The organism is Pseudoalteromonas byunsanensis (assembly GCF_001854475.1).
GTDB lineage: Bacteria > Pseudomonadota > Gammaproteobacteria > Enterobacterales > Alteromonadaceae > Pseudoalteromonas > Pseudoalteromonas byunsanensis.
The window spans coordinates 393,784-409,533 of the sequence record NZ_MNAN01000026.1; the positions used below are offsets into that span (position 1 = coordinate 393,784).

Sequence of the window (15,750 nt, forward strand, 5' to 3'; positions counted from 1 at the left end):
TTTGCCAGTTCAATCATCAACATTTACACCGTGCCGAATATTTTGTCTCCAGCATCGCCAAGTCCGGGGACAATATAGCCGTGCTCATCTAAATGATTGTCTAACGCTGCTGTATATATTTCAATATCAGGATGCGCATCTAGTGTGGCTTTTACTCCCTCAGGTGCAGCAACTAATACAATTGCTTTGATGTGAGTACATCCTGCTTTTTTGAGCATGTCTATGGTAGCTATCATTGAACCACCGGTCGCCAACATCGGGTCGATAACAAGGCTCAAACGCTGTTCAATTTTCCCCACCAGCTTTTCAAAGTAAGGTACAGGCTCAAGGGTTTCTTCATTGCGCTGTAATCCAACAACACTCACTTTGGCAGATGGAATAAGTTCCATGACACCATCCATCATGCCAAGTCCCGCTCGCAAAATAGGCACTACGGTAATTTTCTTACCCTGCAATTTAAAAACTTTGATATCGTTGCCTTGCCAGCCCTTTATCGAGTGCTCTTGCAAAGGCATATCTTTAGTCGCTTCGTAGGTAAGTAATGTGCCTATCTCGCTCACTAGTTCACGAAAACTTTTCGTACTGATCCCATACTCTCTTAGTAAAGCAAGTTTATGCTGCACTAGTGGATGCTCAATCACGTGTAATGACATAGCTACCTCTTCTTATAAATCACTAAAAAAAGTTTCGGCTTTATGGCGCACAGGTTTTGTACAGGCCACAGTTGGCGTACCTAGGTATAGGTAACCTACAATTTCATCCTGCTCATTTAAACCTAGCAGAGATTTAACTTTTGGACTTTGTGCAAAATAACCGGTTCTCCAAACCCCAGATAAATGTTGTGCAAAAGCGGCCTGTTGCATTGCGAAAACGCTACATGCTGCACTTTCAATTTGCTCAATCCGTGGCACTTTTGGGTGTTCTTGATAAGGGCTGACCGCAATAATAATCATAGGAGCTCTTTGAGTTAACTCTTTTGCTCGACTTATTGTGCGCTCATCCTGATTTTCACTTACCGCCGCTTGATGATAAATTTCACCTAGCTTTTCTCTGCCCTCACCCTGTACCACGATAAACTTCCATGGAGTGAGACCACCGTGATCTGGCACTTTAAGCGCTGCTTTTTTGATAATCTCTAGTTGGTCTACGCTTGGACCTGGAAATGATAGGTTGCTGTCTGATTGACGAGTTGTAAGTAGCTCAATGGCATCCATAAAACCGTACCTTAATTACTATATTTAGTTGCCAGTGAGAATACCATCGTCTGCTCCTATCATCTATCAATGATATGATTTTTTGTTACTTTTCAAGGCACTTGTTTTTTGCATAACGCTTTAGCCAATGATCAACACTGACATACCTTCCACCGCCACTAAAAATTAGGCTAAGTAACATAGCAAAATAGATTGCTGCGAATTCAATACCGTTGTTTAAGATAACCACACTGCCTTTATCATATAAGTAATCTGGATAACCATGAGTTTCAATTAGTGATTTTATCTTATCTAGACGTTCAGCAACCTCGACGCTGTTTTCTAAACTCTCATTTGCTGCGGGTACACCTAGCCAACTAAATACTTGAGCTGCACTGGTTTGTGGGTTAGATGGTGCTACAGAAAACCAACCATTGTCCCAATGTACAGTTGTCGCCGCGACAAACATAGTAAACAGAAGCGGTATTGATACTACTCGCGTGAATAATCCTATTAGCAGTAACCAGCCTCCTAGGAATTCACTCCACCCAGCCATAAATGCCAGAAGATCAGGAAAGGGTAACCCAAGGCCCCATTGTTCATTTCCAAACCAATTGACGACATTTGGGTCTGCCAATAAGTTACTTGGAAAGCTGTGTTGGTCACTGGCTAAGTTGAGTTTGTTGTACCCTGCAACTATCATCACCGGCGCAAGAATGAGCCGAAAGAGTAAGGCTGGGAGAGCGTTGAATATTTGGCTTTTATTAATTAGAGATTGGTAGGAGTTGTGAAGTGTGCAAAGCATAAGCGGCCCTTAAAATAATCCATAGTTACTATAATTATTAGTCTAGACCGCTTTTGAGCTAAGTTTCTTGCAAAGGAAACTAATCAAACAGTTTTATATCAGCCGAGCTGCCTGTAAGGCCTCAAATATGGCTCTTTTTGCATCTATTGCGCTGGCAAGCTTTGCTCCACCTATCACGTGATGATTGTCTGGCAAATCCCCTTTGTCAAATAGCTGGTCATTAGAAACCTGACCGATACACGCGATCACCGTATCAACATCTAACCATTTTTCTTCACCCGCTTGCTTGATGAGTAGGCCTTTATCGGAAAATGCTAGATATTCACATTCTGCGATTTGCTCAACTTGATGCTGCTTAGCTACCTGGCGATGAATCCAACCCGTCGTTTTTCCTAAGTCACTACCAAATCGTCCAGAGCTACGTTTTAGCATGTATAGTTTACGAGGGTCTTTAAGCGGCTGCGCTTCGCATTCAATACCCCAATGATGCTTAAACTCTTCAATTGATTGCTCACTTTTCTCCGCTAAGAACGCCACCATATCGAAGCCTATACCACCAGCACCTAAAATAGCTATCTTGTCACCCAGCTCAACTTCTTTGCGGATCACCTCGTCGTATGCAAACACACGTTTCCCATCACTGCACTCAATGTTGGAGAGTCTTGGGCTTACGCCTGTGGCAAATACCACGTCGTCATACTGTTTAGACATCGCAGCCTGATACTCGGTATTTAGCTGCAATTCAACATTTAGTCGCTTTAACTCTGATAAATAGTAGGCTAGTGTTTTCTTGAAATCTTCTTTACCTGGTATGCGCATCGCCAGGTTGAACTGTCCCCCAGCTTGGGAATTTTTGTCGATGAGTTTAACGTCATGCCCTTTGCTCGCAAGGTAATAACTCGCTGATAACCCAGCAGGACCTGCACCTACGACCAACACGCGCTTTTTCTTATTGGCTGGAAGCAAAGGGTAATCTAACTCAAAACCAGCTTGGGGGTTGACCAAACAGGTCGCTCGTTTGCCTTTAAAGACATGATCTAAACAGCCCTGATTACAGCCAATACAGATATTAATCTGTTCACTTTGCTGGGCAGCATATTTATTAAAAAATTCAGGGTCTGCAAGTAAAGGCCTCGCCATAGAGATCAAGTCTGCTTCCTGATTCTGCAAAATACTATTTGCAATTTCAGGCGTATTAATCCTATTAACCGCGATAACTGGTATATTGACAGCATCTTTCAAGCGTTTAGACGCTTCTTTAAAAGCCCCAGGTGGAACCATGCTAGCGATTGTCGGTACTCTAGCTTCATGCCAGCCTATTCCTGTGTTTAAAATATCAACGCCCGCAGCTTCCAATGCCTTTGCCTGAACGGTGACTTCTTCTGGTGTAGAGCCATTAGGGATCAAATCCATCACCGACAGCCTGAAAATGATAATAAAACTATCTTCTACAACTGCACGTACCGCTTTAACAATTTCCACAGCCAAACGCATACGATTCTCTAAAGAGCCACCGTATTCATCGTCTCGCTTATTGGTGTGGTTAGCCATAAACTCGTTGATCAGGTAGCCTTCTGAACCCATTATTTCTACACCATCGTAGCCGGCTTTTTGGGCTAGTTTGGCTGAATGGGCAAAGTCTTTGATAGTACTTTTGATCATACCCTTTGACATTGCTTTTGGTTTATAGGGATTAATAGGTGCTTTTATTGCACTTGGAGCTACGTTAAAAGGATGATAGGCATAACGACCGGCATGTAATAACTGAAGACAAATCTTCGCACCATGCGTATGAACTGCTTTGGTGTAAGCTTTATGTTTGATTACATCATACAAAGTGTTAAACGAAGACGAAATCGGCGTCAATTTCCCACGCAAATTAGGACTGTATCCTCCAGTGATTAATAATCCTGTGCCTCCTTTCGCTCGCGCTTCATAAAATGCACTTAAGCGCTTACGGTTGTGCCATCCTTCTTCTAGGCCCGTGTGCATCGATCCCATCACCAAGCGGTTTCGCAGCTCAGTGTGTTTTAATTCTAATTGTTTTTCTAACATTACTTGCCCCGACTAACTGGTCTAACCTGTGCAACATTAACAATTTTTTGTGATTTAGCAAGCATCGGTTAAAGTAAATTTTTTGTTTCTTGGCTAACTATCAATGCTAACTTACTCTTTTCATGTGAAAACCGTTCAGTTTTCAGTCTAAATCGTTTTGTTAAATACTTCGTTACGTTTTTGAGGTAACAACCAAATATAAACTGAGTTATGATATTCACATATCATAATTAGCAGTTCGTTCTGATGAGGATTAGTTTTGAATCTGATTGGTAAATTTTTTAAAGCATTATGGCACGGCTTAAACTTTTCACGCCGTTTGCTCTTAAACATCATCTTTTTCATTATCATTATTGCAGCGCTTATCGCAGCATTTAGTGGTAAAGAAGAAATTACAGTCTCTGAAAATAGCGTACTCAGGTTAAACTTGAACGGCTATCTGGTTGAAGAATTGACTTACATCGACCCGTTGGATGCAGCATTGCAAGATCTCAGCGAGTCCAATGATCAGCCTCATGAAATACTGCTAGATGATGTCTTGGAAGTCATTAACAGAGCCCGTAAAGATGATAGAGTTCAGGTTCTTTGGTTAGACCTTGAAAACCTCTATGGGGGCCATCTGGATAAACTTGAAGTCATTAGCCAAGCGATTGATGAATTCAAAGAGGCCGGTAAAAAAGTCATTGCTCATGGCTCTTACTACTCTCAATCTCAGTACTATCTGGCTTCTCACGCTGACACTATTTCACTACATCCTTATGGTGCCGTGAAGATCCGCGGCTTTGCTTCGTACCCTCTTTACTTCAAAGATGCATTAGATAAGTTGAAAGTAACCCAGCATATTTTTCGAGTAGGCACCTACAAATCAGCAATTGAGCCGTTAATTCGCAACGATATGTCTGAGGCTGCAAAAGAAGCCAATCGTCTATGGCTTGGAGAACTTTGGCAACAATACAAACAAGAGATTGCTGATGCTCGCCCATTCGGGATAGAAAATTTTGACGAAACACTCAACGAATATGAAATGAAAATGCATGCGGTTAAGGGTGACTTTGCGCAATACGCATTGAACAACGGTTGGGTCGATGAACTTAAAACAGATCAACAACTACAATCAGAGCTTATTGAACTGGTTGGTTTAGATAAGCTCGGCAAATCTTTCAATCAGATCTCATTTGATGAGTATCTAGAAATGATTAAGCCTCCAGTACAGTTTGAAAACCCTGTAACAGAGAAAGTAGCTGTCATCGTTGCACGCGGCACCATTGTTGATGGAAAACAAAAAGCAGGAAAAATTGGTGGTGACTCAACTGCAGCGCTACTTAAGAGAGCCCGCTTAAATGACAAAGTAAAAGCGGTTGTATTGCGTATAGACTCTGGCGGCGGTAGCATGTTTGCATCAGAAACCATTCGCAATGAAATTCTTGCAATTAAAGCTGCAGGTAAACCAGTTATTGCCTCTATGGGCTCAGTGGCAGCGTCAGGCGGCTACTGGATTGCGGCTTCTACTAACGAAATTTGGGCTGCACCAAGTACAATTACCGGCTCAATTGGCGTGTTCGGAGCAATACTAACATTTGAGAATTCTTTAAAAGAACTGGGTATTTATTCTGATGGTGTATCCACAACAGAGCTCAATGGTATGTCTATTGCCCGCGGTATTGATAAACAACTAGTAGATATTTATCAAATGAGCGTCGAAAACTCTTACGACAAATTTATCTCATTGGTTGCCAAAGAGCGCAATATGACCAAAGAAGCGGTTGATAAAGTAGCTCAAGGCCGCGTCTGGACGGCTACACAGGCTAAAGAGTTCGGCCTAATCGATAACCTTGGCTATAAGAAAGATGCCATAGAAGCCGCTGCAAAACTTGCGAATCTCGACTTCTATGAGGTGATAACGATTGAGCAAGAGCTATCGGAAAAAGAACAGTTAATCCGCGAGTTTTTAGGTTCTGCTATGGTGCAATCTGCCCTCGCAGGGTTAACGCCAAATTCACCGATGGCCACATTGACCAACGGTTACCTGTCGCCTATCACATCTCAAGTTGAGCAAAACCTTCAGTTACTTAACCAGTTTAACGACCCAAATGGTACTTATGTGCGCTGTTTAGTGTGTGAAGTGAGCTACTAAACTGCCAAAGTAACTCAGCAATTGATATACTAAGCCCAGAATATATTCTGGGCTTTTTTTATGAAAAGAAAAAAAATATATATCGCCTATACTGGCGGTACTATAGGTATGAAACAATCTAGTCGTGGTTATATTCCTGCTGAGGGTTACCTGACGGAAACCGTTAAAAACAACGCAGAGTTCACCCGTGAAGAAATGCCTCTGTTTGATATCCATGAATACTGCCCGTTGATAGATTCATCAGATATGTCGCCATTACATTGGCAAATGATAGCCGACGATATACAAGAAAAATACCAGCAATACGATGGCTTTGTTGTATTGCATGGCACTGATACAATGGCATATACAGCATCAGCGCTATCTTTTATGTTTGAGAACCTCACAAAACCTGTGATAGTCACTGGCTCACAAATTCCGCTGTCGCAGTTGCGCTCTGATGGTCAAGTTAATCTACTAAATGCCATGTATTTGGCTGCCAATTACCCTATTGCCGAAGTCAGTTTATTCTTCAACAACAAACTATTTCGTGGTAACCGTGCAACTAAAGCGCACGCAGATGGTTTTGACGCATTTGCCTCTCCGAACCTACAACCCTTGGCCCAATCAGGCATTAATATTCAGCTCAAAGAAGGTAAGTTGAGTCCCTATGTCGACCAAGCGTTGCAAATTACTCCCGTTGTGCAACAGCCGATTGGTATTCTATACCTCTATCCCGGGATTAGCATTGAGATCATCAACAATGTTATCAGTAGCAATATCAAGGCTCTGATCTTGCTTAGCTTCGGGGTGGGTAATGCACCACAACAAGGGGAGTTTCTAGCGGCGCTTAAAGCAGCCAGCGAGCGTGGTGTAGTCATTATAAACCTCACGCAATGTATTCAAGGCCAGGTAAACATGGGCGGCTATGCTACGGGCAACGCATTACTCAACAGTGGAGTACTTAGCGGCTTTGATATGACTCTTGAGGCTTGTATCGCAAAGCTACACTATTTATTTAGTCAAAAACTAGAAATAGAAACGGTACGACACTTAATGCAAGATAATTTACGCGGTGAGCTCACTCGCTAAAAAAAAGCCGGCTAATGCCGGCTTTTTTCATCTATACACGCTAATTAGCGTACTTTTGCCGCTAACTCAACCAAGTCGGTTATATGACATGTCTCACCACTGTGAATCTTAATGCCATGCTCACCAAAGTAGTCACGCTGCGCCTGAACTAAATGTCCGTTACTAGGCGTGCTCAATGTAGCAATATATGTTTGTGTAGAAGACAAAACAGGGAATGCCAGACCACTGGCCACAGCTAGCCCTGTTACCTTGCGAAGTGCAGCACCCTCTTTCTCTAGAGTGTCAATAAACTCAACACCTTGGGCAACATCGTCTAGATAATCAGCACGAATGATACAACCAGCTCTCCAAGTTTGTAATGTTTTGGCTAAGTCAACTTTCCATTGATGTTCACGTGATGCTCCCTTAATAAGCGCCAGACCCTGGCGATAACACAGCAAGCTTGCCATATAGAAGGCATCTTTTAATTCATCAAGATCAACCTCAACTTTTATGGTCGCCTTATTTGCATAAGTCATTTCTTTGGCTGCGTGAGTATCTATGGTATTAGTGAGATGTCTAGCCTGAACAGCTGCAACCAAAGAAGGAACTGCAATACCAAGCTCTAGAGCATTCTGCGCAGTCCACAAGCCTGTGCCTTTTGCCCCGACTTTATTATCGATTAGATCAACCAAAGGCTCAGATTGTTCTGTCTCAAGACTCAGTATATGGCTAGAGATCGATAACAGGTAACTGTTTAGCGTTCCTTGAGACCACTGCTCAAATATCGCTGCAACCTCTTTTGGCGAACGACCTGTCCCATGACGCAATAACTGGTACATCTCTGCGATTAGCTGCATAAGGGCATATTCAATGCCATTATGTACCATTTTTACGAAGTGACCACTGGCTGATTGCCCTACACGCGCGAAACAAGACTCACTGTTGTAGCTTGCTGCCACTTTTTCAAACCACGGTTCAACACGCTCCCATCCGCCCTCAGACCCACTGGCCATCATAGCAGGACCATGACGAGCCCCTTCTGCACCACCTGAGATCCCCATAGTAGCAAACTCAAATTTATTCTGATATTTAAGCTTACGTGTGATTCCATCTTTATAATTACTGTTACCACAGTCGACGATAATATCTTCTTTGGCAACCCCTGCTTCGACTAAGTCAGTGCACACGCGATCAACTAACTCACCTGCTGGTACTAGTAATAAAATCGAACGAGGTGATTCTAGGCGTCGTACCATATCACCGAGATCTGAAACTATGTGTAGACGCTCGGCTAGGCCCAAAGATTGAGCACAGCTAATCAACTCAGCGCCTGCGTCAGGGTTTTTGTCATAGGCAACAAGTGTTAACCCCTTTTCGATAAGATTCAGCGCGAGGTTTTTACCCATCACACCCAAACCAACTAATGCAACCTGCATTTAGTTTCCTCCTCGGTAACTACAATTTAGTGAGTATTTAGACTTCAAAAAACATTATACCTTAGCGCCGATAAGATGCTAAGGGCCAACTATTACACAACACCCTATTGATCTCACATATCAACACAGCAATAATCAGCGACAAGCGACTCAAGTCGACTTATTATAATAACGCATTGCCAACGACTTTCGCCGTATGTGGCATAAAAAAGACTCACAAGTAAACTTTTTGACCACAATATCAGTGATTGACCTGCACTGACACCGGTGTCATAATGATGTCATACAGATCATATAATTTAATCTCGCTGTTAAAAAGAGTTTTGAGTTAAATCTTTCTATTTATAGCGATTAGTTTGCAGCAAATATGCTCACTATATAGGCTTGTTTGCAGACAAATGATCTTATAATTGATTTGCACAAATAACATAACCCTATGGACATAGGCCTACAGGAGCTCCAGATGCTTAGACGCACAAAAATCGTAGCCACACTTGGACCGGCAACGGACAAAGATAACAACCTAGAAAAAATCATCCAAGCTGGTGCCAATGTGGTCAGACTGAATTTCTCCCATGGTGTTGCACAAGATCATAAAGATCGTGCGCAAGCAGTACGTGACATAGCGCAAAAGCTAGGTAAACATGTTGCTATCTTGGCTGACTTACAAGGCCCAAAAATCAGAGTGTCAACTTTCAAAGAAGGTAAAGTTACACTTGACGTTGGTGCACAGTTCACACTTGATGCGAAAATGGAAAAAGGTCAGGGAACCGTAGAAGCCGTAGGTATAGACTATAAAGAACTTCCTCAAGATGTGAGTAAAGGTGACTTACTGCTTCTCAATGACGGGTTAATTCAGCTAACAGTTGACAGTGTAGATGGTCATCTAGTGCATACCACAGTAACCGTAGGTGGCGTTCTATCAAACAATAAAGGTATTAACCGCCTTGGTGGAGGCTTAACGGCTCCAGCATTTACAGATAAAGACAAAGAAGATTTAATCACGGCCGCTGAAATTGGCGTAGATTACATCGCGGTATCTTTTCCCCGTTGCGGCGATGATATGCGTTATGTACGCTCTTTAGCTGAAAAAGCAGGTTCAAATGCGCAACTGCTTGCCAAAATTGAACGTGCAGAGGCCGTAGAAACTCAAGAAGCCGTTGATGATATTATATTGGCTTCAGATGCCGTAATGGTAGCTCGTGGTGATTTAGGTGTAGAAATTGGGGATGCGGCTCTCGTTGGCAAACAAAAGTTGATAATCCGACGTGCACGTTCTCTTAACCGTACTGTTGTTACTGCCACGCAGATGATGGAATCAATGATAGATAACCCAATGCCAACACGTGCTGAGGTTATGGACGTTGCAAACGCGGTATTGGACGGTACAGATGCGGTTATGTTATCAGCTGAAACGGCTGCAGGTGATTACCCCGAAGAAACGGTAGCAACTATGGCTCGAGTGTGCCTTGGTGCAGAGTCACAACCAGAAATACACGTCTCTAAACACCGTTTGGATAGCATGTTCTCAGATACCTCTGAAACTCTGGCATTGTCAGCCATGTATGCTGCAAACCACTTAGACTGCGTCAAAGCCATTGTCGCGCTAACAGAGTCAGGTAAAACAGCCAAACTGATGTCACGTATCAGTTCAGGACTACCTATTTACTCACTATCTAGACACAAGAGCACATTAGGCCAGACAGCTCTTTATCGCGGTGTATATCCAGTATTCTTTGATTCAACAAAGTGCTCGGATCAAAGCATGGTGCGTGATGCCTTAAATACACTCGTTGAAGCAGGCTCGCTTGCAAAGGGTGATACGGTAATTCTCACGCACGGTGATGCAATGGAAACAGTGGGTGCCACCAACACCATGAAAATTGTCACCGTTTAAGTTAAGCATTATGTGGGGTGGCTTTTTAAGCTTCCCCCCTCTTATCTCGGGGTGAGTTGCTCGGTCTAAATAAAAATAGCTACATGCAAGCTTTAAAACGCTCCGTAATATGTAAGTAAGTCACATTTGCTAAGTAAAATCAAACGCCACAAAACATAACTGCAACATAGATAGCCAACTAGCCGACGGAAAAACTTCTCACTATTAATATGTAATGCATACTCCAACAGGTATGGATAACAAAATCAGTAACTTAACTAGTATTTGCTTAAATTTCTATGCTAGCTTGCCAATGCTGCTTTGACCTTATCACGGTAACTGCGGCTTACTTTTAACTCTTGTCCGTTTTCTAATACTAACAAATACTCACCGCTACTTTGAGTGACCAGTTTGCTAATCTGCTTGGTATTAACAATTGCCGAGCGATGGACGCGAACAAATAAAGCTGGATCTAGTTCTTGTTCAAGCTCTTTCATCGTTTTGCGTAAAATGTGTGTTTGACCATCACTACAATGCAAACACATATAATCTCCCGCTGCATCGATCCACTGAATCGTCGCCGTCGACACGCGGATAATTTCGCCCTGCTCTTTTACAGCTAGAGACTCGGGGTATTTTTTATCAACTAAGGTGTCGCCTGTTGCTAGTTTCTTTAAAATCTCTTCGCAGTTGTTTCCTGTGATACCTGCCACGAAGCTAGCCAGCTTTTTCTTATGCACGTTGTCTTGTTGTGTTTTTAAATAACTTTGCACTTTTTCCACCGCCTGTTTTAGTCTGTTGTCATCAACGGGTTTTAAAATGTAATCCAATGCATGAATTTCAAACGCTTGCACTGCGTACTGATCAAATGCAGTCACGAACACAATTGCAGGGAGTGGCTTAATACTCTCGCTCAATGCTCTTGCCACTTCGAAACCGTTCATTCCAGGCATTTGGATATCTAAGAAAACTAAATCTATATCTTGTGTCTGACAAGCATCTATTGCCTGCTGTCCACCACTGCATAACTCTACGACTTCAATTTGCGAAAATGACTGTAAGCGCACAGCCAGGCCTTTTCTTGCCAAAGGCTCATCGTCGACAATCAATGCTTTAATTTTGCTCATTACTTCTTAGCCTTTTCAAAAGGAACACGAATATTCACTTTCAAACCATTTGGTTCATTATGTGACAACACAAATGAATAGTTATTTTCGTAAAGTGTTTTCAATCTATCTATGGTATTTGCAATACCCACACCTTGGGCACTTTTGAGTTGTCCATTATCTAATTCTGCACCAGGACCATTATCTCCTACTTCAAGTAATAGCTCGTTGGCGAAAACTTGTGCTTTTATCTCTAGCTTACCGCCTTCTGCTAAATGGGCAATGGCATATTTAATAGAATTTTCAATAATGGGTTGTAAGATCAAACTCGGTACCATTGCCTGTTTTGCTTCTTCACTCACATCAATATCAATGGATAGACGCTCATCAAAGCGGACTTTCTCAATTTCTAAATATAACTGCAACGCATGTAGCTCTTGCTCGAGTGCTACTTTCTTGATGGGATCAGTATTTAAGGTGTAGCGCAAGAAATCGCTTAATCTGGCGACCATCAAATTCGCGTCCTTATTTTCTTCAACCAATATCAACGTAGAGATAGCATTGAGTGTGTTAAACAAAAAGTGAGGATTTAGCTGATAACGCAACATCTTCAATTGCGCTTCATGAGCCATAGTATTCGCTTTGAGCGCTTTCTGACGTTCGCTTTGTAACAACTGATAGTATTTGATACCAAAATACAAGCCGCTCCAACACAGTACAATGTAGACCGAATCTAGCCCCTGCTGGAGGTAATAAAACCATTCTTCAGGGCGATAACCATGTCGGTATATTTCCCAAAGGTTGAACTTTTGAACTACCGCCCATAACGTGCCCGTTACGTAAGAAGCGCCAAACACTACCAGTATCAACACCCAAGGTGATGCATTCCATATTTTGCGATACAAATATCGCAATGGCACAGTCATAAGGCAGCCTGCATAAGCATTCAGCACGATAACAAACACATAAATATCGCGCATTTCAAATACTTTAGAGCCTATATAATTAACCAGCGCATAACCTAACCAGCCAGCTATTTGTAAGACCCAAAAAAAACGTTGTCGATTATCGACCAGTGCTTGCCATTTCAAAAGCTTATTAAACTCCTCGTGTTCTGCCCCAATTATATCCTAGTGCTGTCAATAGGATCACTGTAAATTGTCTTAGTTTTCTTACTGTCCAGCGCAAATAAAAAAGGCACCTAAGTGCCTTTTTTAATGATTTTCTATGCGAGCTTTATGCAAGTTTATCTGAGGCAACCTTATATTTCGGGTCCTCGATGACATTCACTTCGACAAGATCACGCGCTTTTTCTAACAAATCTAAGCAGTCTTGGCTTAAATGTCTCAAATGAAGCTTCTTGCCGGCTTTCGTATAACGCTCTGCCAAATTATCAATCGCTTCTATTGCACTGTGATCTGCGACACGACTGTGTTTAAATTCAATAATGACATCTACAGGGTCATTGCTAACATCGAACAAATCTGCAAAATTCTTTACCGAACCAAAAAATAGCGGGCCATGAAGTTCATACACTTTTGAGCCTTCTTCATCTATATAGTTGTCAGTATAGATATGTTTTGCGTGTTCCCATGCAAATACCAAAGCCGATACTATCACACCAACACATACCGCAATTGCAAGGTCAGTGGCGACCGTCACACCTGACACTAGTACAATAACAAAAGCATCTGTTTTTGGGACTCGGTTCATTAATCTAAAGCTTGACCATTCAAATGTTCCCAGCACAACCATGAACATTACGCCAACCAATGCAGCAAGTGGAATCATCTCGATAAGACCTGCTGCAAATAGAATGAAACCCAAAAGTAACAAAGCCGCCGTGATACCAGATAGACGACTACGTCCACCTGAATTGATGTTAATCATTGATTGACCAATCATGGCACAACCACCCATAGCGCCAAATACACCACAAGTCATGTTCGCCGCGCCTTGGCCAATGCACTCACGGTTACTGTTACCACGCGTTTCGGTAATTTCATCTATCAGTGTTAAGGTCAATAACGATTCGATTAAACCAATCGCAGCCAGTACTAAGGCATAAGGGAAAATAATCGTGAAGGTTTCCCAATTAAAAGGCACCATTGGAATGTGAAACTGCGGGAAACCACCAGCAATCGTAGCATCGACATTACCTGACATATCCTTGAGATAATCTAATACATTACGAGCATCAAGGTCTAAGCCAATAACCAAACCAGTTACAACTAAAATAGCAGCCAATGAAGACGGTATTGCGGTAGTCACTTTTGGTAAGAAATGGATAATAAACATCGTTAGCGCAACCAGCCCCAACATAATGTACAGCTGCGAACCTTGCATCCACTGCAACTGCCCCAGATCATCAGAGACTTTAAATTGACCCAACTGGGCTAGGAAAATAACAATAGCTAGTCCGTTTACAAACCCTAACATAACCGGATGCGGTACCATCCGAATAAACTTTCCGAGTTTAAATACCCCAGCCAGCACTTGTAGAATTCCCATGAGTAAAACCGTAGCAAACAGGTATTCAACACCATGTTCCACAACGAGGCTTACCATAACAACAGCAAGTGCACCTGTCGCGCCAGATATCATGCCAGGACGACCGCCAAAGATTGACGTAATTAAACCAACAATAAACGCAGCGTATAAGCCAACTAACGGATCAACTTGCGCAACAAACGCAAATGCAACTGCTTCTGGTACCAGCGCAAGTGCGACGGTTAAACCAGATAAGATGTCATTTTTAGCAGAGCTCGGCGCCTTGCTGATTAAATTAAACATTCACATCCTCTTACAACATACAGAAAAGCGCTGGATTTTAACAAAATACAGCGCTTTTAACAAATTGGATTAATACGTATCGCCCAGATTGACGACAGCATCATGACACAGCTTTACTGTGTTTCATTACAACGGTAAAGCTGTCGTTCTTTTCACACACGTCATAGTCACATTCGAATGTACTTCTTGCACGTATTCAAGGTTCAGTAAATTATCTCTAACAAACAGTTCATAACCTTCAATACCACGAGAAATTATCCGTAGCATAAAGTCCATAGTACCTGCCATAGTGTAGCATTCTGTGACTTCATCATAGCTCATTATAAGCTTTTCGAATTCGGCCAGATTGTTCCGTCCATGGTTAGACAAGCGCACATGAGCATATACCAGCATATCAAAACCCAGTTGCTTTTCATCCAATAACGCAACTTTACCCTTGATATAACCATCTTGCTCTAACTTGGCAATTCTTCGCCAACACGGTGATTGAGAAAGCCCAACTTTATCTGCAATTTCTGCTGTTGAAAGGCTCGCGTCTTGCTGTAATAGTGCCAATATTTGGCGATCAACCTGATTTAATGACATTGTTTTTTCTTTAAATTTTAGTCAGTGGAAAAAATTATACATGCAGACAAGTAATTTGTCCGCCCCTTTGCTCACCCAAACTGCCCACTCACAAATGGGTTATTATACTTTTCATAGCCAATTGTGGTGTTCTCACCATGCCCGGATAACACTGTTGTTTCATCGGGTAAAGTAAACAACTGTTCCAGTATAGATTGCTTTAACTGGCTTGCATCACCTTTAGGAAAATCAGTGCGTCCAACGGATCCTTTGAATAACACATCCCCGACAAGAACTTTTGATGAATTAACATGATAAAACACTACATGACCTGGAGTGTGCCCAGGGCAGTGTCGTACTTCCAATTGCAGCTTACCCACGCTAACAGACTCTTTGTGTGATAACCAGCGATCGGGATAAAATGTGACTTTAGGCGCGAAACCAAACATTTGCGACTGCATTGGAAGCGCATCGAACCAAAATTTCTCATCTTGATGAGGGCCTACAATCTCAACCCCAAGTACATGTTTTAGTTCATCAGCAACACCAACATGATCCAGATGTCCATGAGTCAGCAGAATACGTTCTACATTCAGCTGTTCATCTTCAATACATTTTAGGATTTTATCTACGTCTCCACCGGGATCGACAATGGCGCTTTTACCTGTATCTGGACACGTAATTAACCTTGAATTTTGCATAAATGGTGTCACCGGAATAGTTATCACATGCACC

13 protein-coding genes are annotated in these 15,750 nt (G+C 42.2%); 3 read left to right on the forward strand and 10 right to left on the reverse strand.

Annotated features, from left to right (window positions below):
- Window positions 1-23: 23 nt before the first annotated feature.
- The 4 genes from upp to BIW53_RS05345 form a co-directional block, all read right to left on the reverse strand.
- Window positions 24-653, reverse strand: a complete 630-nt coding sequence (gene upp / locus BIW53_RS05330; RefSeq protein WP_070990834.1) for a uracil phosphoribosyltransferase — start codon at window positions 651-653, stop codon at window positions 24-26.
- A gap of 12 nt (window positions 654-665) precedes the next feature.
- Complete coding sequence (locus BIW53_RS05335) at window positions 666-1,214, reverse strand: NAD(P)H nitroreductase (protein ID WP_070990835.1); 549 nt, start codon at window positions 1,212-1,214, stop codon at window positions 666-668.
- Window positions 1,215-1,299: 85 nt separating this feature from the next.
- Entirely contained in the window at window positions 1,300-1,998 is a 699-nt protein-coding gene (locus BIW53_RS05340; RefSeq protein ID WP_070990836.1) for an HvfX family Cu-binding RiPP maturation protein, read from the reverse strand.
- A 93-nt stretch (window positions 1,999-2,091) separates the two neighbouring features.
- Window positions 2,092-4,053: an FAD-dependent oxidoreductase gene (locus tag BIW53_RS05345; protein WP_070990837.1), complete on the reverse strand. Its 1,962-nt coding sequence runs from the start codon at window positions 4,051-4,053 to the stop codon at window positions 2,092-2,094.
- 265 nt (window positions 4,054-4,318) lie between these two features.
- Between BIW53_RS05345 and sppA the strand changes: the two genes are divergently transcribed.
- Both sppA and ansA read left to right on the forward strand, forming a co-directional pair.
- On the forward strand, window positions 4,319-6,187 hold the full coding sequence (sppA, locus tag BIW53_RS05350) for a signal peptide peptidase SppA (RefSeq protein ID WP_070990957.1): 1,869 nt from the start codon (window positions 4,319-4,321) through the stop codon (window positions 6,185-6,187).
- A gap of 60 nt (window positions 6,188-6,247) precedes the next feature.
- A complete protein-coding gene (gene ansA, locus BIW53_RS05355; RefSeq protein ID WP_070990838.1) occupies window positions 6,248-7,258 on the forward strand; it encodes an asparaginase in 1,011 nt (336 codons plus the stop codon).
- Between the two features lie 44 nt (window positions 7,259-7,302).
- Here the strand turns inward: ansA and gndA are convergent, their stop codons facing one another.
- A complete protein-coding gene (gene gndA, locus BIW53_RS05360; protein WP_070990839.1) occupies window positions 7,303-8,676 on the reverse strand; it encodes an NADP-dependent phosphogluconate dehydrogenase in 1,374 nt (457 codons plus the stop codon).
- Between the two features lie 463 nt (window positions 8,677-9,139).
- Here gndA and pyk point away from each other — a divergent pair, with 463 nt between their 5' ends.
- On the forward strand, window positions 9,140-10,573 hold the full coding sequence (pyk, locus tag BIW53_RS05365; protein ID WP_070990840.1) for a pyruvate kinase: 1,434 nt from the start codon (window positions 9,140-9,142) through the stop codon (window positions 10,571-10,573).
- A 281-nt stretch (window positions 10,574-10,854) separates the two neighbouring features.
- Here pyk and BIW53_RS05370 read toward each other — a convergent pair whose 3' ends face one another.
- The 5 genes from BIW53_RS05370 to BIW53_RS05390 form a co-directional block, all read right to left on the reverse strand.
- On the reverse strand, window positions 10,855-11,679 hold the full coding sequence (locus BIW53_RS05370; protein ID WP_070990841.1) for a LytR/AlgR family response regulator transcription factor: 825 nt from the start codon (window positions 11,677-11,679) through the stop codon (window positions 10,855-10,857).
- Window positions 11,679-12,749 carry a sensor histidine kinase gene (locus tag BIW53_RS05375; RefSeq protein WP_070990842.1) on the reverse strand — a complete coding sequence of 357 codons (1,071 nt, stop codon included), beginning with the start codon at window positions 12,747-12,749 and terminating at the stop codon, window positions 11,679-11,681. The genes BIW53_RS05370 and BIW53_RS05375 overlap by 1 nt, the downstream gene beginning before the upstream one ends.
- A 145-nt stretch (window positions 12,750-12,894) precedes the next feature.
- Window positions 12,895-14,451 (reverse strand): SulP family inorganic anion transporter, encoded by a 1,557-nt coding sequence (locus BIW53_RS05380; RefSeq protein WP_070990843.1) that lies wholly within the window; start codon window positions 14,449-14,451, stop codon window positions 12,895-12,897.
- Window positions 14,452-14,577: 126 nt separating this feature from the next.
- The gene (locus BIW53_RS05385; protein WP_070985187.1) at window positions 14,578-15,036 is read right to left on the reverse strand and encodes an Lrp/AsnC family transcriptional regulator; all 459 of its coding nucleotides are present in this window, start codon (window positions 15,034-15,036) and stop codon (window positions 14,578-14,580) included.
- A 71-nt stretch (window positions 15,037-15,107) separates the two neighbouring features.
- On the reverse strand, window positions 15,108-15,749 hold the full coding sequence (locus BIW53_RS05390; protein ID WP_070990844.1) for an MBL fold metallo-hydrolase: 642 nt from the start codon (window positions 15,747-15,749) through the stop codon (window positions 15,108-15,110).
- Window position 15,750 lies beyond the last annotated feature (1 nt).